This window comes from Methylobacterium sp. Leaf465 (assembly GCF_001424705.1).
GTDB lineage: Bacteria > Pseudomonadota > Alphaproteobacteria > Rhizobiales > Beijerinckiaceae > Methylobacterium.
The window spans coordinates 363,886-388,508 of the sequence record NZ_LMRA01000034.1 but is presented as its reverse complement, the minus strand read 5'-3'; the positions used below and the strand labels follow the sequence as shown (position 1 = coordinate 388,508).

Annotated in this window: 26 protein-coding genes; 13 read left to right on the top strand and 13 right to left on the bottom strand. The window is 72.5% G+C overall.

Going from position 1 to position 24,623, the window contains the following annotated elements; all coding sequences use genetic code 11:
* Window positions 1-128 precede the first annotated feature (128 nt).
* Window positions 129-1,229 carry an HD domain-containing phosphohydrolase gene (locus tag ASG51_RS16895; RefSeq protein WP_244480173.1) on the bottom strand — a complete coding sequence of 367 codons (1,101 nt, stop codon included), beginning with the start codon at window positions 1,227-1,229 and terminating at the stop codon, window positions 129-131.
* Window positions 1,230-1,684: 455 nt separating this feature from the next.
* On the opposite strand from ASG51_RS16895, the gene ASG51_RS16890 reads away from it, so the two are divergent.
* The 6 genes from ASG51_RS16890 to ASG51_RS16865 all read left to right on the top strand — a co-directional run bounded on the left by ASG51_RS16890 (window position 1,685) and on the right by ASG51_RS16865 (window position 5,599).
* Window positions 1,685-1,993: a DUF2293 domain-containing protein gene (locus ASG51_RS16890; RefSeq protein ID WP_056381971.1), complete on the top strand. Its 309-nt coding sequence runs from the start codon at window positions 1,685-1,687 to the stop codon at window positions 1,991-1,993.
* Window positions 1,994-2,126: 133 nt separating this feature from the next.
* Window positions 2,127-2,336: a TOBE domain-containing protein gene (locus ASG51_RS16885; RefSeq protein ID WP_055948660.1), complete on the top strand. Its 210-nt coding sequence runs from the start codon at window positions 2,127-2,129 to the stop codon at window positions 2,334-2,336.
* Between the two features lie 5 nt (window positions 2,337-2,341).
* On the top strand, window positions 2,342-2,890 hold the full coding sequence (locus ASG51_RS16880) for a hypothetical protein (RefSeq protein WP_056276029.1): 549 nt from the start codon (window positions 2,342-2,344) through the stop codon (window positions 2,888-2,890).
* Window positions 2,891-3,015: 125 nt separating this feature from the next.
* Window positions 3,016-3,942, top strand: a complete 927-nt coding sequence (mepA, locus tag ASG51_RS16875; RefSeq protein ID WP_056381969.1) for a penicillin-insensitive murein endopeptidase — start codon at window positions 3,016-3,018, stop codon at window positions 3,940-3,942.
* Between the two features lie 56 nt (window positions 3,943-3,998).
* Window positions 3,999-4,889, top strand: a complete 891-nt coding sequence (locus ASG51_RS16870) for an aldose 1-epimerase family protein (RefSeq protein ID WP_056381967.1) — start codon at window positions 3,999-4,001, stop codon at window positions 4,887-4,889.
* Window positions 4,886-5,599: a TenA family protein gene (locus tag ASG51_RS16865; RefSeq protein ID WP_056381966.1), complete on the top strand. Its 714-nt coding sequence runs from the start codon at window positions 4,886-4,888 to the stop codon at window positions 5,597-5,599. The genes ASG51_RS16870 and ASG51_RS16865 overlap by 4 nt, the downstream gene beginning before the upstream one ends.
* A gap of 19 nt (window positions 5,600-5,618) precedes the next feature.
* On the opposite strand, the gene ASG51_RS16860 is transcribed toward ASG51_RS16865, so the two are convergent.
* Window positions 5,619-5,948: a hypothetical protein gene (locus ASG51_RS16860; protein ID WP_056211753.1), complete on the bottom strand. Its 330-nt coding sequence runs from the start codon at window positions 5,946-5,948 to the stop codon at window positions 5,619-5,621.
* A 393-nt stretch (window positions 5,949-6,341) separates the two neighbouring features.
* Window positions 6,342-7,058: an HAD-IA family hydrolase gene (locus tag ASG51_RS16855; RefSeq protein ID WP_056211751.1), complete on the bottom strand. Its 717-nt coding sequence runs from the start codon at window positions 7,056-7,058 to the stop codon at window positions 6,342-6,344.
* Window positions 7,059-7,248: 190 nt separating this feature from the next.
* On the opposite strand from ASG51_RS16855, the gene ASG51_RS16850 reads away from it, so the two are divergent.
* From ASG51_RS16850 to ASG51_RS16840, 3 genes are all read left to right on the top strand, one after another.
* On the top strand, window positions 7,249-7,569 hold the full coding sequence (locus ASG51_RS16850) for a hypothetical protein (protein WP_056276046.1): 321 nt from the start codon (window positions 7,249-7,251) through the stop codon (window positions 7,567-7,569).
* Window positions 7,570-7,765: 196 nt separating this feature from the next.
* The gene (locus tag ASG51_RS16845; protein ID WP_056211747.1) at window positions 7,766-8,035 is read left to right on the top strand and encodes a hypothetical protein; all 270 of its coding nucleotides are present in this window, start codon (window positions 7,766-7,768) and stop codon (window positions 8,033-8,035) included.
* A 37-nt stretch (window positions 8,036-8,072) separates the two neighbouring features.
* The gene (locus tag ASG51_RS16840; RefSeq protein WP_056381964.1) at window positions 8,073-9,014 is read left to right on the top strand and encodes an ABC transporter ATP-binding protein; all 942 of its coding nucleotides are present in this window, start codon (window positions 8,073-8,075) and stop codon (window positions 9,012-9,014) included.
* A gap of 15 nt (window positions 9,015-9,029) precedes the next feature.
* Here the strand turns inward: ASG51_RS16840 and ASG51_RS16835 are convergent, their stop codons facing one another.
* The 3 genes from ASG51_RS16835 to argH form a co-directional block, all read right to left on the bottom strand.
* Window positions 9,030-9,743 carry a hypothetical protein gene (locus tag ASG51_RS16835; RefSeq protein ID WP_056381961.1) on the bottom strand — a complete coding sequence of 238 codons (714 nt, stop codon included), beginning with the start codon at window positions 9,741-9,743 and terminating at the stop codon, window positions 9,030-9,032.
* Window positions 9,744-9,843: 100 nt separating this feature from the next.
* Window positions 9,844-10,164, bottom strand: coding sequence for a hypothetical protein (locus ASG51_RS16830; RefSeq protein WP_056381960.1), 321 nt, complete (start codon window positions 10,162-10,164; stop codon window positions 9,844-9,846).
* Between the two features lie 199 nt (window positions 10,165-10,363).
* A complete protein-coding gene (gene argH, locus ASG51_RS16825) occupies window positions 10,364-11,749 on the bottom strand; it encodes an argininosuccinate lyase (protein ID WP_056211739.1) in 1,386 nt (461 codons plus the stop codon).
* A 54-nt stretch (window positions 11,750-11,803) separates the two neighbouring features.
* Here argH and ASG51_RS16820 point away from each other — a divergent pair, with 54 nt between their 5' ends.
* The 3 genes from ASG51_RS16820 to ASG51_RS16810 all read left to right on the top strand — a co-directional run bounded on the left by ASG51_RS16820 (window position 11,804) and on the right by ASG51_RS16810 (window position 14,939).
* Window positions 11,804-12,433, top strand: coding sequence for a TlpA disulfide reductase family protein (locus ASG51_RS16820; protein WP_056382109.1), 630 nt, complete (start codon window positions 11,804-11,806; stop codon window positions 12,431-12,433).
* A 401-nt stretch (window positions 12,434-12,834) separates the two neighbouring features.
* Window positions 12,835-13,116, top strand: a complete 282-nt coding sequence (locus ASG51_RS16815) for a hypothetical protein (RefSeq protein ID WP_056381957.1) — start codon at window positions 12,835-12,837, stop codon at window positions 13,114-13,116.
* Between the two features lie 134 nt (window positions 13,117-13,250).
* Complete coding sequence (locus ASG51_RS16810; protein ID WP_056381955.1) at window positions 13,251-14,939, top strand: methyl-accepting chemotaxis protein; 1,689 nt, start codon at window positions 13,251-13,253, stop codon at window positions 14,937-14,939.
* A gap of 49 nt (window positions 14,940-14,988) precedes the next feature.
* On the opposite strand, the gene ASG51_RS16805 is transcribed toward ASG51_RS16810, so the two are convergent.
* The 3 genes from ASG51_RS16805 to ASG51_RS16795 all read right to left on the bottom strand — a co-directional run bounded on the left by ASG51_RS16805 (window position 14,989) and on the right by ASG51_RS16795 (window position 18,300).
* On the bottom strand, window positions 14,989-15,648 hold the full coding sequence (locus tag ASG51_RS16805) for a haloacid dehalogenase type II (RefSeq protein ID WP_056381953.1): 660 nt from the start codon (window positions 15,646-15,648) through the stop codon (window positions 14,989-14,991).
* A gap of 78 nt (window positions 15,649-15,726) precedes the next feature.
* Window positions 15,727-17,268: a murein biosynthesis integral membrane protein MurJ gene (gene murJ / locus ASG51_RS16800; RefSeq protein ID WP_056381952.1), complete on the bottom strand. Its 1,542-nt coding sequence runs from the start codon at window positions 17,266-17,268 to the stop codon at window positions 15,727-15,729.
* A 432-nt stretch (window positions 17,269-17,700) separates the two neighbouring features.
* Window positions 17,701-18,300, bottom strand: a complete 600-nt coding sequence (locus ASG51_RS16795; RefSeq protein WP_055946939.1) for a superoxide dismutase — start codon at window positions 18,298-18,300, stop codon at window positions 17,701-17,703.
* A 279-nt stretch (window positions 18,301-18,579) separates the two neighbouring features.
* On the opposite strand from ASG51_RS16795, the gene ASG51_RS16790 reads away from it, so the two are divergent.
* Complete coding sequence (locus tag ASG51_RS16790) at window positions 18,580-19,524, top strand: hypothetical protein (RefSeq protein ID WP_056381951.1); 945 nt, start codon at window positions 18,580-18,582, stop codon at window positions 19,522-19,524.
* Window positions 19,525-19,551: 27 nt separating this feature from the next.
* Here ASG51_RS16790 and ASG51_RS16785 read toward each other — a convergent pair whose 3' ends face one another.
* From ASG51_RS16785 to ASG51_RS16770, 4 genes are all read right to left on the bottom strand, one after another.
* On the bottom strand, window positions 19,552-21,327 hold the full coding sequence (locus ASG51_RS16785; protein WP_056211728.1) for an HWE histidine kinase domain-containing protein: 1,776 nt from the start codon (window positions 21,325-21,327) through the stop codon (window positions 19,552-19,554).
* A gap of 223 nt (window positions 21,328-21,550) precedes the next feature.
* Entirely contained in the window at window positions 21,551-22,297 is a 747-nt protein-coding gene (locus tag ASG51_RS16780) for a tRNA (guanine(46)-N(7))-methyltransferase TrmB (protein ID WP_082514055.1), read from the bottom strand.
* Between the two features lie 4 nt (window positions 22,298-22,301).
* The gene (gene metK / locus ASG51_RS16775; protein ID WP_056276071.1) at window positions 22,302-23,480 is read right to left on the bottom strand and encodes a methionine adenosyltransferase; all 1,179 of its coding nucleotides are present in this window, start codon (window positions 23,478-23,480) and stop codon (window positions 22,302-22,304) included.
* Between the two features lie 141 nt (window positions 23,481-23,621).
* A complete protein-coding gene (locus tag ASG51_RS16770) occupies window positions 23,622-24,047 on the bottom strand; it encodes a helix-turn-helix transcriptional regulator (RefSeq protein WP_056381949.1) in 426 nt (141 codons plus the stop codon).
* Window positions 24,048-24,623: the final 576 nt, after the last annotated feature.

The following is a 24,623-nucleotide window of genomic DNA, read 5'->3' as shown; positions in this document are numbered from 1 at the left end:
ACTGCGCGCCCCCGGGAGATGATCCCGTTCGACAGGCATTATCGTGCCGAGAATTTCGTCATAGCGAGACGTTCACCGCCGGACGGCGTCGGGCCTCGACCGCGCGGGACGGCGCCCGGGATCGCGTCTCAGACGACGGCGTCGTCGAGCACGCCCTGCAGCACGACCCGGCGGAACGCCGCCAGGAGGTCGGCATCGAGCTTGGGCACCATGCCCTGCATCAGGGCATGGGCCTCCCCGTGGGGCAGCGGATCGCGATAGGGGCGCCGCTCGGTCAGGGCCGAGTGGATGTCGCAGATGGTGACGAGGCGCACGAGATCGGGGATCGCCGCCCCCGCGAGGCCGTCGGGATAGCCGCTGCCGTCGAGCATCTCGTGGTGCGAGCGCACCACGGCGAGGGTCGCGGCGTCGAATCCGCCCTGGGCGGCGAGGAGGTCGGCGCCGACGGCCGGATGGGTGCGCATCACCGCCATCTCCTCCGCGGTGAGGCGGCCGGGCTTGTTCAGGATCGCCAGGGGGATCTTCGCCTTGCCGACATCGTGCAGGAGGGCGGCCTGGGCCAGGCGCTTCTGGTCGGCGCGGGCGAGCCGCAGGCCGGCCCCGAACGCGGCGGCGTAGCCGGCGACGCTCAGGGAGTGCTGGTAGAGCTGCTGGTCGTGGCTCTGGATGACGTCGAGCCAGGTGCGGATGCCGGAATCGGAGACGGCCGCCAGGATCAGCTCCGTGCCGGCATCGACCCCCTCCGCGCTCACGGGACGGCCGGCCTCGGCCGCCTCGAAGGCGCCCGCCACCAGGCCGATGGCGGCCCGCGCCCGCTCGGCGATGTCCCGGACCTTCCGGATGGGGGCGGCGACGGCGCTCCGGCGGGCGGCCTGCCAGGCGTCCACGAGGGCGAAGAGGGTGGCGAGGACCGCCGTGCGGGGTGCATCCGCCGGCAGGGTGCGGGTGGCGACGGCGGCTCGGCCGCGCGCGGCGGGGGGCCGGTTGGTGAGCTCCAGGCTCGCGATCCGGGCGCCGTGGAGCCGGACGATCCAGGCGGCGGCGAGGCGCGCGTCGCCGGTGATGTCGACTACGGCGACGAGGGGCAGCACCGCCGGCAGGGCCTCGCGGGGCTCGATGCAGCGGCAGGCGAGCACGTTCTCGACGGCGCGGCAGAGCAGGGCCGCCAGTTGCGGCCTGTCCGAAACGATGAGAACGGAATTGTCCTGGGTCACGAGCGGGTCCGTCAACCTGGTGCGCGGTCCGGCTTCCGAGCCCGACCCTCAACATTTGACACGAAATCATTATCGAACAATTCACGACAAAGCATCAGGCAGTCGTGGTGCCCCGTCTACGTGGTCACCGCGAATGAGCGACGGGTGTCAGTGCCTGAGACATCCCGTTTCGGCACAGGTCAGGCGGCGCAGGCGCGCCGAGAACTTGTCAACCTCTCGATGCGAGCGCCGCCGGCGGGGGTCCGTGCGGGTGGATGCGCCGGCGACGACGGGCGGCACGGGAGCCGGCGCACCACGCCGCCGTTGGGCGGCGCCCCCCGCACGACGCCCCCCCTGCCGGGACGGCCGCGCGGCGTGTGGGCCGGCAGCCATCGGCGGTCGTGGACTTTTGCGGCGCGGTCGCGCACCTCGTGCCCGCCCGATTCGGATGCGGGCGGCGGGCGGCGGGCGGCGATGACGGAGAACGGGCGATGAACCGGCGTGAGGCGGTGGCGGCGGCCCTGGCGCAGGCGGCGCCGCGCCTGCCCGATTTCGAGACCGAGGCGGTGATCGACCGCGCCCTGGCGAGCCCGGGCCTGCGCAACGCGCGCCCGGACAACGCGGCCTGGCTCGCCCTCGTGGCCTATGCCCGCCACGTCTTCACCGAATACGACGACCTTCTCGCGGAGGGCTACGACCGCGACAGCGCCCGCCACTTCGTCCTCGACGACCTCAACGCCGCCCTCGCCGCCTGGGGCTCGCGCCGCCGGGTTTCGGAAGAGGAGGACGAAGCCCCGTGAGCCCGATCACGGTCGCGTGGGCTCCGGTGCTGGGTTGCATCCGGACGGGTTGCACCGCGCCGGCGCGAACGGCATCGTCCCGCCGCGCAGGCCCATCCGTCCGGGCCGGGCCAAGGGGAGGGAACCCATCGTCATGAAGATCAGCGCACGCAACGTCCTCAAGGGCAAGGTCGTCTCGGTCGAGAAGGGGGCCACCACGGCCCATGTGAAGATCGAGATCGCCGGCGGCCAGCTGGTCACCGCCTCGATCACCAACGAATCCGTCGACAGCCTGAAGCTGACCGTGGGCGGCGAGGCCTATGCCGTGGTGAAGTCGTCCGACGTCCTGGTGGCGGTGGATTGAGGACGATGCGCCGGCTCGCCGCGATCGCGCTCTCCGCCGCTCTCCTGGCGCCGTCCGCCGGCCGGGGGCAGGCGCAGCCCGCCGGCGAGACCGGCGCGTCGCCGCCCGCGGACCCGGCGGCCTGCACGCAGTTCGACTGGTCGCTCCTGCGCGAGCAGGCCTGGTTCTCGGCCGCGAGCCTGCCGCGGGTGGAATCCGGCGGCACCCTGCCGGCCGCGATGCCGGCCGCGATCCTCGCCCTGAAGCCGCAGGAGGCGGTCGCCCCGCCCGTCGCGCCCTCGCGGGCGCCGAAGCCCGGCTCCTATGGCGGCGTGCTGCACCTCGCGGCGCCTCTGGCCCCCGGCGCCTACCAGGTCACCCTGTCGGACCGGGCCTGGATCGACGTGAGCCAGGACGACCGGACCACGCGGCCCCCGACCGCCAGCACGATGCGCCCCGGCTGCCCGATGCTCGCCAAGAGCGTGCGGTTCCAGCTCGGCACCGCGCCGATCACCCTCCTGGTCAGCGGGGCGCCCGCCGACACGATCCGGATCGCCGTGGCGCCGGTGGAATAGGGCGGCACCGCGGACCCTCGACGGGGCGATCCCCGATGGACTAGCGTGGGCGTGAGCCGCGAACCTTCGCCTCAGACGATCCTCGGCGCCCCGCCCGGCGGGGACGCGATCCCGGGAGCCCTCCGCTGACCCTTCGCCTCCGCCTCGCGACGTTCCTACTCCTCGGCTCCTGTCTCGGCCTGCCCGCTGCGGCCCAGGACCGGGGCAGCGTCAACCCGAAGCCCCTGCCGCCGCTCGCCAACCCGGACGCGCCGGACACGCCGGCCAAAGCCCTGTTCGGCCGCGCCACCACCCCGGCCCCCGGCCCCGCCCAGGCCTACGGCTCCTATGCCAAGGGCTGCTTCTCGGGCGGCGAGGCGCTGGCCGTGGACGGGCCGACCTGGCAGGTGATGCGCCTGTCGCGCAACCGGATGTGGGGCACCCCGCCCCTCGTCGACTTCCTGGAGCGCCTGGCCGCCAAGGCGCCCCGCATCGGCTGGAACGGCCTCCTCGTCGGCGACATGTCCCAGCCGCGCGGCGGGCCGATGCTGACCGGCCACGCCTCGCACCAGCTCGGCCTCGACGCCGACATCTGGCTGACCCCGATGCCGGACCACCGCATGAGCCGGGTCGAGCGCGAGGAGACCTCCGCCACCAACGTGGTCCGCCCCGACCGCCTCGACATCGACCCGCAGGTCTGGACCCCCGAGCACCTCAAGCTGATCCGGATGACGGCGCAGGAGCGCGAGGTGGCGCGCATCTTCGTCAACCCGGCGATCAAGAAGGCCCTGTGCCGCGAGGCCGGCGGCGACCGCGCCTGGCTCTCGAAGGTGCGGCCGATGTACGGGCACAACTACCACTACCACATCCGCCTCGCCTGTCCGGCGGGCCAGGACCAGTGCGGCGACCAGGCCCCGCCGCCCTCCGGCGACGGCTGCGGCGAGGAGCTGGCCTACTGGTTCAGCGACGCGATCATGAATCCGAAGCCCGCGACGAAGCCGCCGCGCCCAAAGCCGCCGATGACGATGGCGGCCCTTCCCACCGCCTGCCGGGCGGTGCTGAAGGCGCGCTGAGGACCTCTCCCGCCGCCCCCCACCGCGGGGGCGGCCAGCCGGACGACAGGACACCGATGGGCGAACGGATCACGATCACGGCCGGCGACGGCACGCAGGCGGTCATCGACGCCGACGGGGCCGAGCCCGTCTCCTGGCAGGTGGGCGGCCGCGACTATCTCTGGAGCGGCGACCCCGCGCACTGGAACCGGCACGCGCCGTGGCTCTTCCCGGTGGTCGGCGCCTCCACCGACGGCACGGTCCATGTGGGCGACGCGGCCTACCCGATGCCGCAGCACGGCTTTGCCCGCGACCTGCCCTTCACGGTGATCGAGCGGGCCGACGACAGCGTGAGCCTGCGCCTCACCGACAGCGCCGAGACGCGGGTGCACTACCCCTACGCCTTCCGCCTGGACATCACCGCCCGGGTCGGCCCCGGCCTCCTCGACCTCGAGATCTGGATCGAGAACACCGACACGGTGCCCCTGCCCTACGGGCTCGGCTTCCACCCGGCCTTCCCCTGGCCCTTCGCCGGCGGCGCCCGCGCGGCCGGGGGCGGCTACGCCGTCCGGTTCGAGCACCCGGAGCGCCCCTTCGCCCCCGAGGTCGGGGCGGGCGGCCTCCTCCTGCGCGACGAGCGGCCGATCCCCCTGGAGGGCGACACCCTGCCCCTCGATCCGGCGCTGTTCACCGAGGCCCTGGTCTTCCGGGATGCGGCGAGCAGCTGGATGCGCTTCACCGGCCCCGACGGCGCGGCGATCCGCCTGGCGGTATCGGACTTCCCCCACCTCGCGGTCTGGACCAAGCCGACGGCCCCCTTCCTCTCGCTGGAATGCTGGACCGGCCATGCCGACTGGGACGGTTTCGCGGGCGACCTCACGGGCCGGGATTCGCAGCGCCTGCTGGCCCCGGGCGGACGGGCGCGCCACGGGGTCACCCTGTCGTTCGAGCGGGAGAGCCGGGCATGACGGAGACCGTCTTGGCCGCCACGTCCTCGGGGGAGGCTTTCTCGGCGGAGGCTTTCTCGGCGGAGGCCTGGACGCGCAACGCGGCGGCCTACGAGGCCATCCGCACCATGCCGTTCAACGCCGAGCTCGCCGCCGGCACCCTCGGGCAGGCGCGCTTCATCCACTACATCGTGCAGGACGCGCACTACCTCGTGGGCTTCGGCCGGGCCCTGGCGCTGGCCGCCGCCAAGGCGCCGAACCCCGACCGGATGGTGCAGTTCGCCCGGGCGGCCGAGACCGCCATCGTGGTGGAGCGCTCGCTCCACGGCGGCTTCTTCCGCGATTACGGCATCGACGCCGAGACCTTCGCGCAGACCCCGCTCTCGCCGCCCTGCGACCACTACGTCTCCTACCTCGTCGCCACCGCCTATGCGGAGCCCTACGAGGTGGTGCTCGGCGCGCTGCTGCCCTGCTTCTGGATCTATGCCGAGATCGGCCGGGACATCTTTTCCCGGGCGCGGGCCGACAATCCGTACCGCGCCTGGATCGACACCTATGCGGGCGAGGACTTCGCGCAGGCGGTCGCCGCCATGATCGCGGCCACCGACGAGGCGGCCCGGGGCGCCTCGCCGGAGGTCCGGGCCCGGATGCACCGCGCCTACACCCAGGCCACCCGCCTCGAATACCTGTTCTGGGACGGAGCCTATCGCGGGGCGGCCTGGCCGGTCTGAGGCGAGGGGCCCCGCCCCGTCAGACGGCCTGGAGCCGGGGTCCCCGGGCCTGGGCAGCCGGACGGGTCCGGTCGCGGAACCGGTCCCGGGCGGCGCGGGCCGCCTGCTCGACGCTGCGGTAGACCGTGCCGTCGAGGGGGGCGAAGGCGCGGCTCGACGCGAAGAAGCGCACGCCCCCGGGCTCCGGAACGGCGATCCCGGCGGTGATCTCGCCGATCTCGATGACCCGCGGCGGGGCGGGCTCGGCATGGAGGCGGTTGCGGGCGCGCTCCGCCCGGTGATCCACGAGGCTGGGGGCCGCGTGCAGGCGATTCAGCGCCCGCTCGGCCTCGATCTGAAGATGCGGCATGACAAGGACTCCGGTGGCCGGCGCGGGGCCGGCGCGAGACGAACGGTGGGACGCGAGGGGATGGTCAGCGTCGACAACGGCCGTGTTGGGACCGGAGACGCGGGGCATCGCCCCGCGGGAAGCATGCGTTGCAGACAGTCACGGCAAGTCATCCTTTCCGAGAAGGACCACGAGGCGCGAGCGCATCGCGGTGCTTTAGCGTTTGATGACGCGGCGCAAGCTACACACTTCAAATCACCGCGGCGCGGCGACACCTCCAGGCATCGCCGAACGTCTTGAAGATGCTCATCCCGCTGCGTTTCGTCAACGGATCGATCTTCCGAATGCAGCACAGTCGTTAGCAGAAACGGCCCCGCTCGGCCTCCGGCGCGCGTGCTTCCTTCGCAGACCCGATCAAGCGGCGGCGATGACGCCGGCGAGGTCCCGGTAGTCGCGGAAGATCCGGGCCGCACCGGCCCGGGTCAGGTCCGCGGCCGCCGGGTCGTGGGTCCAGTGCCCGCCGCCGCTGAAGCCGACGACGCGCATGCCGGCGGCGCGGGCCGCCGTGACGCCGGGCACGCTGTCCTCGATGACGAGGCAGGCCGCGGGGGCGACCCCCATCGCGGCGGCGGCGTGGAGGAACAGGTCGGGTGCCGGCTTGCCCCGCGCCACCAGGGTCGAGGAGAAGATCCGCCCCTCGAACAGCGGGAGCAGCCCCGTCAGCCCCAGGGAGTGACGCAGGCGCACGGGGTCGCTGCTGGAGGCGACGCAGGAGGGCAGCCCGAGGGCGGCGACCGCCGCGGCGACGCCCGCGACCGCCCGGAGCTCCCTGTCGAAGGCGCGCAGCGTGTCCGCCTTCACGGCGTCGACGAAGCCCTCGGGCTCCGCGATTCCGTAATCCTGGGCGATGTGGCCCATGATCGAGACCATCGAGGTGCCGGCGAAGCGCGCCCGCACGGTCTCGACGTCGATGGGCACGCCGATGCGGTTGAGGCCGGCGGTGAGGCGCGCCAGGCTGATCGGCTCGCTGTCCACGAGCACCCCGTCGCAATCGAAGATCACCAGCGCGAGGGGTGGGGCCGTCGCGCCGGGCGCGGGCACCGGATGGAGGAGCGTGGAGGCGTCGCGCATGGGGTTCGGTCGGGTCTCGGGTTGCGGATGGGCCCCGCGCCGCGCGGCCCCGTGCCCCGCATATGGCGCGATCGCGATCCCGCGCAAACCGCGACGCCCGGCCGAGCCACCGGTGGCTTGCGCCCGTCGGCGCGCCCTCCTACTCAGCCTGAAGGGCCGGCGCGGATGCCGGCAGGTGCGATCGGGTGCGATGGTCCGTTTCCTCAGCCGCTTCCTCGGCCTCGTCTTCCTGGCGGCGGGCTTCGTCTGCCTCGTCTACGACGGTGCCCGCTCCGTCGCGAACAACACCCCGCGCCTCACCAGCGTCAGCGACCTCGCCTTCACCCTGTTCAAGGACCGGGCGAACGCTCTCCAGGGCACGGTGGAGAGCGTCGCCCCCTGGCTCTGGAAGATCCTGGTCCTGCCCCTGACCCTGGCGCCCGCCGCCCTGATCGGGCTCGTGATCGGGACCGTCCTGCTCTGGCTCGGACAGCCGGCGCGGGAGCGGATCGGCTTCCTCAGCGGTCCGTGAGGGCCGGTCGCGGCGGCGACCGCCGGACCGGGTGCCATTTCGCACGCGCTGCCGCCCGCCGCCTTCGCGCCATCCGGCCGAGGTGCCATAATCCCGTGCGGTCCCCATCGTAGATGAACGGGATCATCGGGGCGCGGCGCCGTTCACGTCCGATCGTCCCGACGCCTCGCCACCTGTCAGGGATCCGTCGCTCCTCATGCCCCGCATCGTCGCCGCCTCCACCCTGGCCCTCCTCCTCGGCGCCGCGCCGGTCCTGGCGCAGCCGTCCCCGGGCGCGCCCCAGCGCAACATCGCGCCCACCGGGGTGACCAAGCCGCCGGGCCGCGCGGAGGCGGGCAAGGCCCCCTATACCCGCGCCTCCACCGAGGCGGACATGGCCAAGGCCCAGCGCGCCTCGGCCGCCCGCGACAAGGCCTGGGACACCAAGATGCGCACCACCATGGGCTCGATCTGCAAGGGCTGCTGAGGCTTAGGCCGCCGGACCGCGCGCCGGTCAGGGCCCCGTGATCCGCCTGGAAGGCGTCAGCAAGCGGTTCCCCGGGGCCGAACGCCCCGCCGTCGACGCCCTCGACCTCGCCGTCGCCGAGGGCAGCGTCTGCGCCCTGATCGGCCCGTCCGGCTGCGGCAAGTCTACGACCCTTCGGATGGTCAACCGGCTGGTGGAGCCGGATGCCGGCCGCGTCCGCGTCGCTGGCACGGACGTGACGCGGACCGATCCCGTCGCCCTGCGCCGGCGCATCGGCTACGTGCTCCAGGGCGTCGGCCTGTTTCCCCACCGCAGCGTCGCCGACAACATCGGCACCGTGCCGGGCCTGCTCGGCTGGCCCCGTGCCCGGATCGCCGAGCGGGTCGACGCGATGCTCGACCTCGTCGGCCTCGACCCGGCGCAGTACCGGGCACGCCGCCCGCACGCGCTCTCCGGCGGCCAGCGCCAGCGCGTGGGCGTCGCCCGGGCGCTGGCCGCCGATCCCCCGGTGCTCCTCATGGACGAGCCCTTCGGCGCGGTGGACCCCGTCGCCCGCGACCGCCTGCAGGCCGAGATCGGCGCCATCCTGCGGCGCCTCGGCAAGACGGTGCTCCTCGTCACCCACGACATCGACGAGGCGATGCGGATGGGCGACCGCGTCGTGCTGATGCGGGACGGCCGCATCGTCCAGGCCGATGCGCCCGAACGCCTCCTGGCCGCGCCGGCCGACGCCTTCGTCGCGGGTTTCGTCGGGCAGGACCGGGCCTTGCGCCGCCTCGCCCTGATCGCCGCCGGGAGCCTGGCGAGCCCCGGCGCCCTGCCGGAGGCCCCCGCGATCGCGGCCGGGGCGTCCCTGCGGGAGGCCCTGTCCCTCCTGCTCGCCACCGGTGCCGACGGTCTCAACCTCACCGGCGACGGACCGCCGGTCCACCTCACCCTGGCGGCGATCCGGGCCGAGGCGGCCCGGGCGGTGGCGTAGGGCCTGACCGGGCCCCTACTTGCACTCCTCGCGGGCGCGCTTCATCGCGTCGCCGAACCCCGCCAGGGCGTACTCGTCGCTGGTGGGATTGCCGCGCAGCGAGGTGGTCTTGACCTGCAGCTTCGGGGTGCGCCCCATCTCGGTGACCACCCGGGTCTCCTCCGCCGGGTTCTGGAGCCAGGCGTTGTTGTCCTTGGTGACGAGGCCGTAGCGGGTGGCGCCGAGGATCAGGGTCGGGTCGGTGGGCGCCGGGCCGGCATTGGCCTTGGCCTGGCTGTTCGCGGGCTTGGCCGGGAAGCCCAGCATCACCGCGACCTCGTTGGCCACGTTCTCGGCCTTGCGCACGGTGACGAAGAGGTAGGCCGTGTCGCGCTTCAGGGTCTTGGGCGAGCGCGTCTGCGGCTGGGCGATGGCGTAGCAGACGCGGGTCTTGCCCTGGCCGCTCGCGAAGACGTTCCAGTCGCCGAAGATCGCCACCGGGGTGGCCTGCTGCATGCCGGGGGCCGTCACGGCGGCCTTCGCGGCGCGCTCGCGCCCCCGGCGGGACTTCCGGCGGCCCGGGGCCTCCGCCTCCTCGGGGGCGGCCTCCTGTGTCTGGGCCTGGGCCTGGCTCTGGGCCCGGGCCGGGCCGGCCGCGAAGGGATGGGGGGCGCCGACCAGGGCGGCGGGACCGGACAGGACCAGGATGGCGGCCCCGAGCCGGAGGCCGCGTCGCAGAACAGGAACCATGGAAGACCCTTCGGGACGTCGCCGGACCGGGAGCCCGGCCGACCGTCCGGATGTGCGACGCCGCGCGGCGCCGGTTTCAGGATTGCGTGTCCCGCCCCGATCAGGCGGCGTGGGGCTCGGCGGCGAACACGCCCGGCAGCGCCGCCATCACGCTCGCGAGGGCGGGTGCGGCCAGCGTCGACAGGGTGGGGGACTCCGCGGGGTCCGGGCCCGTCGCCTCGAAGGCCGCGAGCCTCTGCACCCGCGTCAGCGCGCGGGGCTCCGGATCGTTGTAGGGCGTGTTGTAGCACTTGCGCACCGAGGCCCAGAAGGCGGCCCGGTCGGCCTCGGGCAGGCGGCTCAGGGCGGCGTCGATCAGCGCCGTGGCTTCGGCCGCGAGGGCGGGGACGTCATCCGGCGCGATCCGGCTTTCAGCGGGCATGAGCAGATCTCCGAGGGGCTCGGGACAGGGTCCTACACAGCATCACATAGCTGAGCCGTGAACGCACCTGCCCCGAGTCCGGTTCTTTTCGGGTCAGTCCAAATCGGTTCGATCCCTCCGGGATGGCGGATGGGGGCTTCGGTCGAGCGCCGCGCAGGCTTGCCGAGACGGGCACCGCTCCGATGACGCGGCGTCCGCATCAGTCCTGCCCGAGGGCCGCGAGCCAGCGGTTCGCCTGCGACCGCACGTTGTCCGGCGCGGTGCCGCCGTAGCTGGTCCGGCTCGTGACCGAGTTCTCGACCCCGAGCACGGCGTAGACCGCCTGCGTGATCCGGGGCTCGGCGGCCTGCATCTCGGCCAGGGTGAGTGCCTCCAGCCCGACGTTGCGGGCGGAGGCCGCGCCGACGAGGCGACCGGTGACGTGGTGGGCCTCGCGGAACGGCAGGCCGAGCTCGCGCACCAGCCAGTCGGCGAGGTCGGTCGCGGTGGCGTAGCCGGAGCCGGCGGCGCGGGCCAGCACCGGGGCGTTGGGTTCGAGGTCGCGCACCATGCCGGTCATGGCGGCGAGGCACAGCGAGAGGGCCTGGAGGGCGTCGAAGGTGCCCTCCTTGTCCTCCTGCATGTCCTTCGAATAGGCGAGCGGCAGGCCCTTCATCACGATGAGCAGGCCCGTGAGCGCGCCGATGACCCGGCCGGCCTTGGCCCGCACCAGCTCCGCCGCGTCCGGGTTGCGCTTCTGCGGCATGATCGACGAGCCGGTGGTGTAGCCGTCGGAGAGCTTCACGAAGTTGAACTGGGCCGAGGTCCAGACCACCAGCTCCTCGGCGAAACGCGACAGGTGGACGGCGCAGATCGAGGCAGCGGCGAGGGATTCCAGGGCGAAGTCGCGATCGGCCACCGAGTCGAGGGAGTTCGCCGTCGGCCGGTCGAAGCCGAGCGCCGCGGCCGTGGCGTGCCGGTCGATGGGGAAGGAGGTGCCGGCGAGCGCCGCGGCGCCGAGGGGGCACTCGTTCAGGCGCGCACGGGCATCGCGGAAGCGGCCCCGGTCGCGGGCCAGCATCTCCACGTAGGCGAGGCAATGGTGCCCGAAGGTGACGGGCTGGGCCGATTGCAGGTGGGTGAAGCCCGGCATCACCGTGCCGGCATGGGCCAGCGCCTTCTCGGCCAGGGCCTTCTGCAGGCCGGCGGCCTGGGCGTCGAGGCTGTCGAGGGTGTCGCGCACCCACAGCTTCATGTCGGTGGCGACCTGGTCGTTGCGCGAGCGCGCGGTGTGCAGGCGCCCGGCCGCCGGGCCGACGATCTCGGTGAGCCGGCTCTCGACGGACATGTGGATGTCCTCGAGCTCGCGCTTGAAGACGAAGCCGCCCGCCTCGATTTCGTCGCGCACGGCCTTGAGGCCGTCCTCGATCGCAGCCACATCGGCGGAGGGGAGGATTCCCGCCTGTCCCAGCATCGCCACATGCGCCAGCGAGCCGCGGATGTCCTGGGGCGCGAGGCGCTTGTCGAACCCGATGGAGGCGTTGATCTCCTCCATGATCTCGGCGGGGCCGCTCGCGAAGCGCCCGCCCCACATCCGGTTGCTCATGTTTTCAAACGTCCTTCCAGCCGCCCTGCCCGTCCGCCCCCGGACGCAACGATGATGCCCGGCCGCAGATCTGCGCTGATCGCCGGGGCCGTCCTCGTCGCCGCACTCGGTGCGGGGCTTGCCGTATACGGGACGGGCTCGACCGGCGGCAACTCCGCCGGCCCCTGCGCGGGCTCGGTCGCGGCGGCCGCCCGCATCGCCCCCCTGGCCCGGGGCGCCGTCGCCGCCCTCCAGGTCGCAACCGTGCCGGTGCCCGCGCCGGCCCTGGCCTTCAAGGGGCCGGAGGGAACCGACGCCACCCTCGACGGCGTGCGGGGCCTGCGCCTCGTGAACCTGTGGGCGACCTGGTGCGCGCCCTGCAAGGCCGAGATGCCGGCCCTCGACCGGCTCCAGGGCCGGCTCGGCGGGCCGGATTTCAGCGTCGTGGCGATCAACGTCGACACCCGCAACCTCGCGGCGCCGCCCACCTGGCTCAAGCAGAACGGCATCGCGCGGCTGGCCTACTATGCCGATCCCGGCGGCCGGGTCCTGCCCGCGATCCAGAAGGCCACCGGCTCCCTCGGCCTGCCCACCACCCTCCTGGTCGACGGCGCCGGCTGCACCCTCGGGGTGATGAAGGGACCGGCCGAGTGGGACAGCGCCGACGGCGTCACGCTGATCGAGGCCGCCCTCGGGCGATCCTGAGTCTGACGCGGTGGGGAGAGCGCGGAGGCCCCGGCCGCATCACGCCCGGATTGCCGCCAGGACGGGACACCCGCCGGACGGTCGTGTTCGGTCACGGCCAGGCAGGTAAACCTTTTCGCCAGTCTTGAAACGCAAAGCCCCCAGTCGTCACGCAGTTCCGTCGCGACCATGATCGATCGCCATCGAGCGATGCGAATGTCTCTGCGCCTGTTCTCAGACGGAGGCCTGTCCATCATGTCACGACATGGGGCTTTCTGTTCGCGGCCGTTCTGGCCGCGCAGCGGCACCGACAGCTACTCCACGACCCACCTCACCTCCGCCTTCGTCACGATGAAGCTCGGCGAGCGGACCGTGACGACCCAAGCAGCTCCGGGAACGCCCGCAACGAGTCCGGCGGCCCGATGTTCAACGACATGGGCACGCGCTGCCTCGGGATGCGCGAGGTCGGCGGCGGCGAGGCGCTCAACCGCAAGTCCTGCATCGACAGCGACGCCGATGGCGACCAGATCTTCTCCACCGACGAAGCCGAGGGCGCCAAGGGCACGCACGTCTTCGTCGGGGGAACGGGCAAATACGCCGGGATGTCGGGGACGGCGGATTACACGAGCCAGTCGGTGAAGAGCCCGGACGGTCGCGGAATGACGCTGGTCATTCATCAGTCGAACTGGACGCTATCGCCCTGACTATTCAATCACGGGCGATGACAGATGACGATCATTCGCGACGAACATCGTCCCTCGACATGAAGACCCGTGGGAATTTTTAACGCCTGTCGCGAATGATGCGGGGACTCCCCTCCAGTCGGGCTCCTCGCCGCATGTCCCTTCGCGCCCTGTCGATCCGCACCAAGCTGTTCCTCGGCTTCGGCCTCGTCTTCGGTCTCGTGGCGGTGATCGGCGGGTCGGCCCTGATGCAGCTGCGCGCCGTCAACGGAGTGGCGCGGGAGATGCGCGACGAGCGCCTCCCGACCGTGCAGCTCCTGGGCAAGCTCCAGGTCCTGGTCCTGCGCCAGCGGGTGAATGGCGGCCGCCTGATCACCGCCGACACGCCGGCGGCCCGCACCGACGTCTCGGCCACCCTGGCCAAGCGCGAGGCCGAGATGCGCGCCGCGCAGGCCGCCTACGCCGGCCTGCCGGCCCAGCCGGAGTCGCAGGCCCTCTACCGGACGTTCGAGACGGAATGGACCGCCTACCGGACCCTGCAGGAGGGGATCGTCGCCCAGGCGCAGGCCGGAGATCTCGCCGGCGCCCAGCGCACCTACAACACCGACATGTCGACGCGCATCAACGCCGTCCTCGGCGCCCTGCAGAAGCTCGTCGAGCTGGAAGAGGGCAGCGCCCGCGCCAGCGGCGCCCGCGCCCAGGACACCTACGACACCGCCCTGCTGACCACCGCGATCCTCGTGGGCCTCGGACTGCTGATCGCGGCCGGCGCCGCCCTCGCCCTCGCCCTCGGGGTCAGCCGCCCCCTGCAGCGGATGACCGAGGCGATGCGGCGGCTCGCGACCGGCGACACGGCGGTCGCCGTGCCGGGCGCCGAGCGGGGGGACGAGATCGGCGCGATGGCGGGCGCCGTCCAGGTCTTCAAGGACAACATCCTGCGCACCCGCGCCCTGGAGGCCGAGATCGCGGCGGCCCGGGCCGGGGCCGAGGCCCTGCGCCGGGAGACCCTGCGCAGCCTGGCCGATCAGTTCGAGGCCGCGGTGGGGGGCGTCGTGGCGCAGGTCGGCACGGCCGCCGCACAGTTGCAGGACACGGCCCGCAGCATGTCGGCCAATGCCAGCGAGACGGCGCAGCGCTCCGTTTCCGTGGCCGCCGCCGCCGACCAGGCCTCGGCGAACGTCACCACGGTGGCGGCCGCCGCCGAGGAGCTCGGCTCCTCCGTCGACGAGATCGGCCGGCAGGTCCAGGGCTCGGCCCAGCTCTCCCGCGAGGCGGTGACGGAGGCCGGGCAGACCGCCACCTTCGTGCGCGACCTGAGCGAGGCGGCCCAGCGCATCGGCGACGTGGTGGCGATGATCTCGACCATCGCGGGCCAGACCAACCTGCTGGCGCTGAACGCGACGATCGAGGCGGCCCGCGCCGGCGAGGCGGGCCGGGGCTTCGCGGTGGTGGCGGCGGAGGTCAAGGAGCTCGCCAACCAGACGGCGCGGGCCACGGACGAGATCACCGGCCAGATCGCCCGCATCCAGGGCTCGACGGGCCAGGCGGTGGAGGCGATCGGCGCCATCACGGGGCGCATCCGCGAGATCAGCGACGTCGCGGCCTCGATCGCGGCCGCGGTGGAGGAGCAGGGCGCGGCGACCCAGGAGATCGTGCGCAACGTGGCCCAGGCCTCCATCGGCACCGGCGAGGTCACGCAGAACGTCTCGGGCGTCGCGGGCGCCGCCGAGGAGACCGGCGCGGCCGCCGCCCAGGTGCTGGCCTCGGCCTCGGCGCTGTCGCGCCAGTCGGAGCATCTCGGCGGCCAGGTCTCGCAGTTCCTGGCCACCATCCGGGCGGCCTGACAGCCGCAATCCGGGCGGCCTGACAGCCGCATCCCGGGCGGCCCCGCCCTCAGAGCAGGGCGTCGAGGCTCTCGATCACCCGCTCGGGGGGCTGATCGGCATATTCGTCCGGCAGCCCCCTGCGGTTGACCCAGACGGGGCGGAAGCCGAAGGCGGCCGCCCCGGCCACGTCCCAGCGGTTCGAGGAGCCGAACAGCACGGCCTCGGGCCCGACCCCGAAGCGGTCCGTAGCGATGCGATAGGCGGCCGGGGCGGTCTTGAAGGTTCGCGCGGACTCCACCGAGAGCACCGCGTCGAGGTGGTCCGCCAGCCCCGCCGAGGCCACCGCCCGCTCCAGCATCGCCGCGTCGCCGTTGGAGAGGATCGCGGTCCGCCATCCCGCCGCGCGCAGGGCGCGGAGCGTGCCCGGCACCTCCGGATAGGCGTCGAGGTCGCGATAGGCGTCGAGGAGCCGGGGCCGTAGCGCCCGGTCCACCTTCGGGTATCGGGCGAGGGCGTAGTCCAGGGCCTGCTCGGTCAGGCCCCAGAACGGGGCGTGGCACCCCATCAGGCCGCGCACCCAGGAATATTCGAGCTGCTTGGCGCGCCAGGTCTCGGACAGGGCGGCCGCGTCCGGCCCGATCGCGTCCGCGTGGCGCGCCACCGCCGCGTGGACGTCGAACAGGGTGCCGTAGGCGTCGAAGACGGCGATGCGGGGGGATTCGGTCATGCGGGCTCCTCTGTCGCATCCGGTCGAGCGCCGCGCCGGCGCGGCGGTTCCCTCGCCTGCGAGCGAGCGGAGGCGGGATCAGGCGCGCCGCAGGCGAAGCCCGAACAGGCGCAGCGTCCCCAACAACAGCACGGCGTAGACCAGCGTTCCGGCGATCCCGAGCAGGCCCAGCACCGCCATCTCGCGCAGGCGCGGCAGGGCCGGCACCAGGGCATCGGCCAGGGGCAGGCCGTAATGGGCGGTGGCCGCGAGGGCAATGCAGGCCACCACCACCCCGACGCCGGTGACCCCGAGGGTGCGGCCCGGGGCCATCCAGCCGCGGCGCCAGGCGAGGGCCACGAGGAGGCCGAGGTTGACCCACTGGCCGATGGCCGTGGCCATCGCGAGGCCGGTCACGCCGTAGGGACCGGTGAGCACCACCTTCAGGGCGACGTTGACGGCGATGGCGGTCAGCGAGGCGATGAGCGGGGTCATCGTGTCCTGCCGGGCGTAGAAGCTCGGGAGCGCGCTGCGCAGGAGCACCACGGCCGGCAGGGCGAGCCCGTAGGCGGCGAGCACCGAGGCCGCGCGGGCGGCATCCTCCGCCCCGAAGGCGCCGCGCTGGAACAGGGCCGTCATGATCAGGACCGGCAGGGTGAGGAACGCCACCGTGAAGGGCGCCGAGAGGGCGAGGGAAAAGCCCGCGGCGCGGTTCTGCGCCGCATGCGCGCCGGCGACGTCGCCGCCGGCGATGCGCCGGCTCATCTCCGGCAGGAGCACCGTGCCGGCCGCGATGGCGATGACCCCGAAGGGCAGCTGGTAGAGCCGGTCGGCGTAGTACAGGGCCGAGACCGCACCGGTCGGCAGGAAGCTCGCCAGGATCGTGTCGGCGAAGGAGGCGATCTGGAACCCGGCCGAGCCGATCACCGCCGGCCCCAGCACCTTGAAGAAGCGCCGCATGGCCGGGTCGCGCAGGGTCGGTGTCGTCAGGGTCGGGGCGATGCCCGCCCGCCGGCAATCCCACCACACCAGGGCGAATTGCAGCACGCCCGACACCGTCACGCCCCAGGCGGCAGCGTAGGCGGCGTTGGGGAAGAGCGACGCCGAGGCCAGGGCGGCGAGCATCGACAAGTTCAGGAGGACCGGCGCACCGGCCGCCACGGCGAAGCGCCGATGGGCGTTGAGGAGGCCGGAGAACAGGGTCACCAGCGTCATGAACAGGAGGTAGGGGAAGGTGATCCGGGTCAGCGAGACGGCGAGCGCGAACCGCTCCGGATCCTCCGAGAAACCGGGCGCCAGGGCCCGCACGACCCAGGGCATCGCCGGCATGGCGAGGGCCAGGAAGCCGATCTGCACCAGCAGCATCAGGGTGAAGATGCGGTCGGCGAAGCGCCGGGCCGCGCCCGTCTCCGGGTCGGCCTTCTCGGTCTCCGACAGGCTGGCGTAGCTCGGCACGAAGGCGGTGTTGAAGGCGCCTTCGCCGAAGATCGCCCGGAAGTGGTTCGGCAGACGGAACGCCACCACGAAGGCGTCGGCCACCGGCCCGGCTCCCAGGATCGCAGCCATCACCACGTCGCGGGCGAACCCGGTGACGCGCGAAACCAGCGTCCAGCCGCCGACGGAGAGGATGCTGCGGATCATGGGGGACTGCCGGGACGCGGGGCGGGGAGAGTCGGGCGAGCCCTAGACCATGCCGGCGCGCCCGGCGCAAACGCGGAACCGTTCAACGGTCACGCGCCTTGCGCCGCGCACGGACGGCCCGCGGTCGGTGTTCGCCCGACCGCGCCGGTCCGCCCCGGCGCAGCAGGCCCTCTCGCCTTGGACCAGACACTCGCCCAGGACACCTCGCCGTCATTCCGGGTCGTCGGAGACGAGCCCGGACTCCAGAGCCGCCGCCCGTGCGAAATCTCGCACCACCTGCGTTTCCGGATCCCGGCTTCCGCGACGCGGCTCCGGAATGACGGCGGGCCGCCGGAGAATTCCGGTCAGCCGGTCTCCGTCAGCGACGGCCCTGTCCTTCGCGAGACGGCGCCTGTCCCCAGCCTCGCGGCGAGGCCGTAGGATCGTGGGGCCTTACGCGGTGGCCTCACCGTACATCTTTTCCACGTGCTCCCAGTTCACCAGGTTCTCGATGAACGCCTTGAGGTAGTCGGGGCGGCGATTGCGGTAGTCGATGTAGTAGGAGTGCTCCCAGACGTCGACGCCGAGGATCGGCTTGGCGCCGTGCACGAGCGGGTTCTCGCCGTTCGGGGTCTTCATGATGGCGAGCTTGCCGTCCTTGACCGCGAGCCAGGCCCAGCCGGAGCCGAACTGACCGACGCCGGCCTGGATGAAGTCGGCCTTGAACTTCTCGAAGCCGCCGAGATCCTCGTCGATCTTCTTGGCGAGCGCACCCGGGGCGGCGCCGCCGCCGTTGGGCTTCATCCACTGCCAGAAATGGATGTGGTTGTAGTGCTGGCCGGCATTGTTGAAGAGCGGCTGGTTGTTGCCGTAGGCCGAGGTCAGGACCTCCTCGACGCTCTTGCCTTCCAGGCCCGTGCCCTCCAGCAGCTTGTTGCCCGTGTCGACATAGGCCTTGTGGTGCTTGTCGTGGTGAAACTCGAGGGTTTCCTTCGACATGTAGGGGCCGAGCGCGTCGTAGGCGTAGGGCAGTTCGGGCAAGGTGAAGGTCATGGGCAACTCTCCGTCTCGTGAGACATCGGACACGATCAGGCGCGCGATCCGCGCGCGATCCTCGCACCAACGCGCCGTTACGTAAGTCGATGCCCGGATGAAGTCGATGCCCGGGTGGCGTCCACGCCCGGGCGGAGACGATGCCCGGACGGCGGCGATCCGCGGGGGCCTGCCCGGGGCGTGGCTGCGCCCGGCGTTCGAGTGTGCGTTTTGCAAATGCCCCCCAGGCCTTTAGTGTGCGCGCCGCACCTGAAGGTGCAGGCGTTTGTCGAGACATCCATGAATATCGCGCTGTTCGCGCTGGCCGCCGTCATGATCGTCGGCGGAATCGTATCCGTCATCCAGGGTTTCCCCTTCGTCCGGCTGGAGAGCGGTCTCGCCATGACCATCGCGGGCGCCACCACGGCGTCGGCCGGGGCCGTGGTGCTGGGACTGGCGGTCGTGGCGGGCCGCCTGCGCGGCCTGGAGCGCGCCTTCCGCGAGGCGCGTCCGGCGACCCCGTCCTTCCCGCCGGCCGAGACCGGGCTCGCCCCCGGCGGCGCAGCAGACCCGAGCGCCGCCCAGCGGGCCCGGCCGAGCCTCGCCGCCACCGCCGCGAGCCTGGGTGCCGGTCTGGGCGCCGGCGCGGGCTTGGGAGGCGCCGCCTCCACTCGCCCCGGCCTGGAACCGACCTTCTTCGACCCCGCGCCGCCATCCCCGGAGCCCTCGGCCGCCGAACCTCTGCTGCCGAACCTGCTGCCGGCGGACGCCCCCCACGATCGTCCGGAGCCGCACATCCCGGAGCCGCGCATCGCCGACGCCGCACCGGATCCCGAGACCCGGGCGACGGAGAACGACCTGTTCGACGGCCCCGCTCCCGCGCCGGCACCCGAGCCGGCGCCTGAGAGCGCCCCTCGCTTCAAGGAGGCCGAGGCGGAGCCCCATCGCGCGCCCGACCCCGTTCCCCCGCATCCGTCCGCCGTCGAGACGGCCGAGTTCGTGGGCGTTCCCGAGGACAAGCCCGAACCGTCCCCGGAGGCGCCGGCCGCCGAGTCCACGCCCCCCGTCGCGGAGGAACCGCAGGTCGTCGGCACCTATGCCTCGGGAGGGAACACCTACGTGATGTATTCCACCGGCGTGATCGAGGCGGACACGCCGCGGGGCCGCTTCACCTTCGGCTCCCTCGACGAACTCAAGGCCTTCGTCGAGGCGGGCGGGGAGACCGACAGCCGCGGCGCGGCCTGATCGCAGCCCTCCTTCGCGGGAGCGCCCTCAGGCCAGCGGATTCAGCGCCGCGTTGCGGACCGGCAGGGGCGCCCGCATCGTCAGGGTGAACCCCTCCGGCGGGTAGTTCATGGAGACCTCGGCCCGCACCTGGGCCGTCAGCACCCGCTGGAGCAGGCGCGAACCGAAACCCTGCCGCTTCGGCGGTGCGACCGGTGGGCCGCCGCTCTCGACCCAGGTGAAGTGCAGGGTCCCGGCCGGACCGCCGGGCTCGAGCGCCCAGGTGATCGCCACCCGGCCGTCCCGGGTGGACAGGGCCCCGTACTTGGCGGCGTTCGTGGTCAGTTCGTGGATCGCCATGCCGATCGGCACCGCGACCTCGGACGCCATGTCGACGGGGGGGCCGGAGAGCTGGATGCGGGCGTCCCGCTCCTCCGCACCGTTCAGGGATCCTTCCGCATAGGGCTTCAACTCGTTGGCGAGCAGGGTGCGCAGGGACGCCGTCTGCCAGGTGTCCTCGGTGAGGACCGAGTGGGTGTGGGCCAGCGACATGATCCGGCCGACGAAGGCCTCGTAGAAGCTCTCGATGCTGGAGGCGGTGCGGGCGGTCGATCCGACGATGGCCTGGACCGTGGCCAGGGTGTTCTTCACCCGGTGGTGCAGCTCGCGGATCAGGAGCGTCTGGCGCTCCTCGGCGAGCCGGCGCTCGGTCACGTCGGCCACGACCCCGATCAGGCGGCGCGGCAGGCGGTTGGGCGCGTCGCGCTCGAAGCGCCCGGCGAAGTCGAGGGTGCGCCACGCCCCGTCGCTGAGGCGGCGGATGCGAGCCGAGACCGCCAGGGTGGTGTCCTCGCGCAGGGCCTGCGTGATCGCGGCGCGGAAGGCCGGGCGGTCGTCGGGATGCAGCACGGTCTCGAGGAATTCGCGCTTGCCCAGGGCGCCGTCGGCGGCGCTGCGCCCGAAGATCGCGAACATGCGCTCGTTCTCCCAGATCGCCTGGTCGTCGAGCATGTGCCATTCGAAGATCCCGAGGGCCGCCAGGGAGGTGGCGATGCGCAGGCGCTGCTCGCCGTCCCGCAGGGCGTTGCGGGCCTCCACGTGGGTGGTCACGTCCTCGACCACGCCGACGAGGGTCGCGGGTCGATCGGCGCCCTCCCCCGCCGGGATGGCCTGCCCCCGGACCCCGACATCGATCGCGGTGCCGTCCGGCGCCCGGCGCAGGCGGCATTCGAAGGTGAAGGGCGCGCCGTCCCGCAAGGATGCGCGGACCTGGGCCCGGATGCGGGCGACCTCGCCGCCGTCCATCGCGGCCTGGAGGCGGGTCCAGGTGACCGGATCGTCCGCGGCATAGCCGAGGAGATGCGCGGCCCGGCGCGACAGGACGACCCGGCCGTCGGCGAAGTCGTAGCGCCACTCGCCCAGGCCCGCCGCCGTCAGGGCGGCGCGGTTCTCCTCGGCCCGCGCGACCTCGTCGGGATCGACGGCCTCGACCACGAGGATCTGCAGGTCGTCGCGCTGCTTCGAGGGGCGGATGCGCATGTCCAGGCCGGTGCCGTCCGCCCGGAGCCAGCGCCGGATGCAGACGCGCTGGGCCACGGCGCCGAGGACCGAGAGGGCCCGCCCATTGAGGGCGCCGGGCTCATAGCCGAGGAGATCGCAGAGATGGGGGTTGGCGTCGCGGATGAGGCCGGCCCCGTCGACCACCAGGATGCCGATCGGCGCCTGCGCGAAGGCCGTCCCGTGCAGACCCGATCCTGGGCCGGCATCCGGGGCGGGCGCCGACGCCAAGTCCGTCCCGACGCCCGCGATGGAAGACTTGTCCATGGAAGACTTGTCCGAAGCGTCGTGCACGCCACATCCTCGCTCGGCGCGTCCGACCTCGTGTCACGAACGCGCGACCGCACTCCACCGGACGGCTCGCGGTGATCGCGGCCCATCAGACAACCGAAGTCCAAGCGGAACAAGGCCGGGCTGAGATGGGGATGCGCGTTTCTCGAACAACCCCATCAAAAGGATGTCGGCAAACCGGGTTACGCCGCCACCGCGCTCAGGCCGGTCCGACCCGGCGGAATTCGAGGTAGCTCGGCGGCCGGCCGGCGGCGAGGGCCTTGGCCTCGTAGCGGGTGCCCGGCCAATCCGACCAGGGCTGAGTCCAGTCCCGGGCCGCCTCGGCGGTCCAGGCGAGGTCCGGACAGCGCGCGGCGCGAACGAGGGTCCAGCCGGCGTAATCGTCGATGTCGCTGGCGAAGCGGAACACGCCGCCGGGCCGGAGCACGCGGGCGATCTCCGCCAGGGCACCGTCGGAGACGAAGCGGCGCTTGCGCTGCCGGCGCTTGGGCCAGGGATCGGGATAGAGCAGGTAGACCCGGGCCAAGCTGGCATCGGGCAGGGCCGCGAGCAGGGCCGTGGCGTCCTCGTCCCAGATCCGGACGTTGCGGAGGGCCGCCTCGTCCACCGCGCGCAGGAGCTTGACGACGCCGTTGACGAAGGGCTCCGCGCCGATGATGCCGGTGCGGGGGTGGGCGGCCGCCTGGGCGGCGAGATGCTCGCCGCCGCCGAAGCCGATCTCGAGCCAGACCTCGTCCACCAGGACGGGAAACAGGCTCGGAGGATCGAGGGGCTCGCCGGCGGGCGGCAGGGTCAGCCGGAGGGTCGGCAGCAGCTCGGACAGGCGCTGCTCCTGGCCGGCCCGCAGGCGCTTGCCCTTGCGGCGACCGTAGAAGGCGCGGTCGGCGCCCTCCGGTGATTCGTGCCCGCCCGGGTGGGGCGGGAGCTGGTCCCGCCCCAGGGTCATGGGGTCAGGCCAGGGCCGACTTGAGGCTGTCGGCCAGATCGACGCGCTCCCACGAGAAGCCGCCATCGGCCTCCGGGGCGCGGCCGAAATGGCCGTAGGCGGAGGTGCGGGCGTAGATCGGCTTGTTGAGGCCGAGCTTCGTCCGGATGCCGCGGGGCGACAGGTCGAAGGCGTTCATCAGCACGTCCTCGAGCCGGGCCTCGTCGACCTGGCCGGTCCCGTGGAGGTCGACGTAGATCGAGAGCGGCTTGGCGACGCCGATGGCGTAGGCGAGCTGGATCGTCGCGCGGGTGGCGAGGCCGGCGGCCACCACGTTCTTGGCGAGGTAGCGCGCCGCGTAGGCGGCCGAGCGGTCGACCTTCGTCGGATCCTTGCCCGAGAAGGCGCCGCCGCCGTGGGGCGCCGCGCCGCCGTAGGTGTCGACGATGATCTTGCGGCCGGTGAGGCCGGCATCGCCGTCGGGACCGCCGATCACGAACTTGCCGGTCGGGTTCACGTGCCAGACGGTCTCCTCGGAGACCCAGTTCTGCGGCAGGGCGGCCAGGATGTAGGGCTCGACGATGGCGCGCACGTCGGCCGAGTCGAGGGACTCGTCCAGGTGCTGGGTCGAGAGCACGATCTGCGTGACGCCGACGGGGCGGCCGTTCTCGTAGCGGACGGTGACCTGGCTCTTGGCGTCGGGGCCGAGCTTGGCGGCGTCGCCCTGGCGGGCCTTGCGGGCGTCGGCGAGGTCCTTGAGGATCTTGTGGGCGTAGTAGATCGGCGCCGGCATCAGCTCGGGCGTCTCGTCGGAGGCGTAGCCGAACATGATGCCCTGGTCGCCCGCGCCCTCGTCCTTATTACCGGACGAGTCCACGCCCTGCGCGATGTCCGCCGACTGGGCGTGCAGGTGGATGGCGATGTCGTTGTTCTTCCAGTGGAAGCCCGACTGCTCGTAGCCGATGTCCTTGACCGCCGCGCGGGTCAGCTCGGCGAGATGGTCGAAGGTCACGGAATCGGGACCGCGCACCTCGCCCGCGATGACGATGCGGTTGGTGGTGGCCAGGGTCTCGACGCCGAGGCGGGCCTCCGGCATCGCCGCGAGGTAGGCGTCCACGACGGTGTCGGAGATCCGGTCGCAGACCTTGTCGGGGTGGCCTTCCGAGACGGATTCGCTCGTGAACAGGTAGTTTGAACGCGGCATTGGGGTCCCCATGCTGTGAGCGCCCAAGCTGTCGCGGCGCCGTTCCCGATTGATCAGGCGCGCGTGTCTGGCAGGACGGCCCCGCAGGGTCAAGCCGGAAGACCGGATAAATCCGCCAAAGCGAACGAATCGGACGATAGATCAGCCGTCGAGCTGGCGCCCGATCGCCTGGAGGATCGCGGCGAACCGGCGGCGCTCCGGCTCGGGGAAATGTGCGCTCACGTGCTGCACCACGACGTCCGTCAGGCCCAGCCAGGGATTGTCGGCGGCGTAGACCTCCTGAGGCCCCTCGGCGAACCCTGGTCCTGCGTCGCCGCCGGACGGTCCCGCGCCCTCGTGCTCCAGCCCGTCGAAGAAATAGGCGATCGGCACCCCCGTCAGCCGGCTGAAGGTGTCGAGATGGATGGCGCTGATGCGGTTCGTGCCCTTCTCGTACTTCTGCAACTGGGCGGCCGACATCCCGAAGCTCTGGGCGACGCGCTTCTGGGTCAGGGACGCCCTCTTGCGCTGCTCGGCGATTCGCTGCCCCACGTGAACGTCCCGTGCGTCCGTCTTCTGCCCAGCCATCTTGCCCGTCCCACGCTCTGCTGCGAGCCCTTGCAGCGCCAGGGCCTGACCACGTCCGGACCCTTCGCCCTCAGCGAAGGCTTCGCCGCGGAGACGACCTGCCTTCCGTTCGCCCGGCGGAACGGTATGGCCCCCTCCCGCAGGCGTCAAACCGAACGGGGCCCTGGGGATCACGCGACCGGGCGATCATGTGGACAAGCCGTCCACCCCACATTTCCCGCATCGCGACCGGGCCCGGGCGGCCGGCGTGGTCGAGCCCTGGGGCAGACGGCATCCGGGTGCCGGACGGCGAGATCGCACCCGCCCATCAACAACCATCAGATCAAGAAGCGGTCATGCCCAATTTCACGCCTCGAACGGTCAGAGACCTTGACCAATCCTGAAAGAATATGGGGCAAGCCTATATTTCTCGCATCTGAAGGATTTATCGGGCTCCTCGTGATGCAAAACGTATCAGGCAGACCTATACTCTTGTCCCACGGCGCTGCGAAGGCAGCGCATGAAGGGACCTCACGCGTCATGACTATGGGACATCATCAACAGACGGCCACGATTCTGCCTTTTCGCAATCCGCGG

Coding starts and splice junctions, on each gene's coding strand:
- ASG51_RS16890 (WP_056381971.1), top strand. CDS start 1,685: ATGAACCGGCGTGAGGCGGTGGCGGCGGCCCTGGCGCAGGCGGCGCCG.
- ASG51_RS16885 (WP_055948660.1), top strand. CDS start 2,127: ATGAAGATCAGCGCACGCAACGTCCTCAAGGGCAAGGTCGTCTCGGTC.
- ASG51_RS16880 (WP_056276029.1), top strand. CDS start 2,342: ATGCGCCGGCTCGCCGCGATCGCGCTCTCCGCCGCTCTCCTGGCGCCG.
- ASG51_RS16870 (WP_056381967.1), top strand. CDS start 3,999: ATGGGCGAACGGATCACGATCACGGCCGGCGACGGCACGCAGGCGGTC.
- ASG51_RS16865 (WP_056381966.1), top strand. CDS start 4,886: ATGACGGAGACCGTCTTGGCCGCCACGTCCTCGGGGGAGGCTTTCTCG.
- ASG51_RS16860 (WP_056211753.1), bottom strand. CDS start 5,948: ATGCCGCATCTTCAGATCGAGGCCGAGCGGGCGCTGAATCGCCTGCAC.
- ASG51_RS16855 (WP_056211751.1), bottom strand. CDS start 7,058: ATGCGCGACGCCTCCACGCTCCTCCATCCGGTGCCCGCGCCCGGCGCG.
- ASG51_RS16850 (WP_056276046.1), top strand. CDS start 7,249: ATGGTCCGTTTCCTCAGCCGCTTCCTCGGCCTCGTCTTCCTGGCGGCG.
- ASG51_RS16845 (WP_056211747.1), top strand. CDS start 7,766: ATGCCCCGCATCGTCGCCGCCTCCACCCTGGCCCTCCTCCTCGGCGCC.
- ASG51_RS16835 (WP_056381961.1), bottom strand. CDS start 9,743: ATGGTTCCTGTTCTGCGACGCGGCCTCCGGCTCGGGGCCGCCATCCTG.
- ASG51_RS16830 (WP_056381960.1), bottom strand. CDS start 10,164: ATGCCCGCTGAAAGCCGGATCGCGCCGGATGACGTCCCCGCCCTCGCG.
- argH (WP_056211739.1), bottom strand. CDS start 11,749: ATGAGCAACCGGATGTGGGGCGGGCGCTTCGCGAGCGGCCCCGCCGAG.
- ASG51_RS16820 (WP_056382109.1), top strand. CDS start 11,804: ATGCCCGGCCGCAGATCTGCGCTGATCGCCGGGGCCGTCCTCGTCGCC.
- ASG51_RS16815 (WP_056381957.1), top strand. CDS start 12,835: ATGTTCAACGACATGGGCACGCGCTGCCTCGGGATGCGCGAGGTCGGC.
- ASG51_RS16810 (WP_056381955.1), top strand. CDS start 13,251: ATGTCCCTTCGCGCCCTGTCGATCCGCACCAAGCTGTTCCTCGGCTTC.
- ASG51_RS16805 (WP_056381953.1), bottom strand. CDS start 15,648: ATGACCGAATCCCCCCGCATCGCCGTCTTCGACGCCTACGGCACCCTG.
- murJ (WP_056381952.1), bottom strand. CDS start 17,268: ATGATCCGCAGCATCCTCTCCGTCGGCGGCTGGACGCTGGTTTCGCGC.
- ASG51_RS16795 (WP_055946939.1), bottom strand. CDS start 18,300: ATGACCTTCACCTTGCCCGAACTGCCCTACGCCTACGACGCGCTCGGC.
- ASG51_RS16790 (WP_056381951.1), top strand. CDS start 18,580: ATGAATATCGCGCTGTTCGCGCTGGCCGCCGTCATGATCGTCGGCGGA.
- ASG51_RS16785 (WP_056211728.1), bottom strand. CDS start 21,327: ATGGACAAGTCTTCCATCGCGGGCGTCGGGACGGACTTGGCGTCGGCG.
- ASG51_RS16780 (WP_082514055.1), bottom strand. CDS start 22,297: ATGACCCTGGGGCGGGACCAGCTCCCGCCCCACCCGGGCGGGCACGAA.
- metK (WP_056276071.1), bottom strand. CDS start 23,480: ATGCCGCGTTCAAACTACCTGTTCACGAGCGAATCCGTCTCGGAAGGC.
- ASG51_RS16770 (WP_056381949.1), bottom strand. CDS start 24,047: ATGGCTGGGCAGAAGACGGACGCACGGGACGTTCACGTGGGGCAGCGA.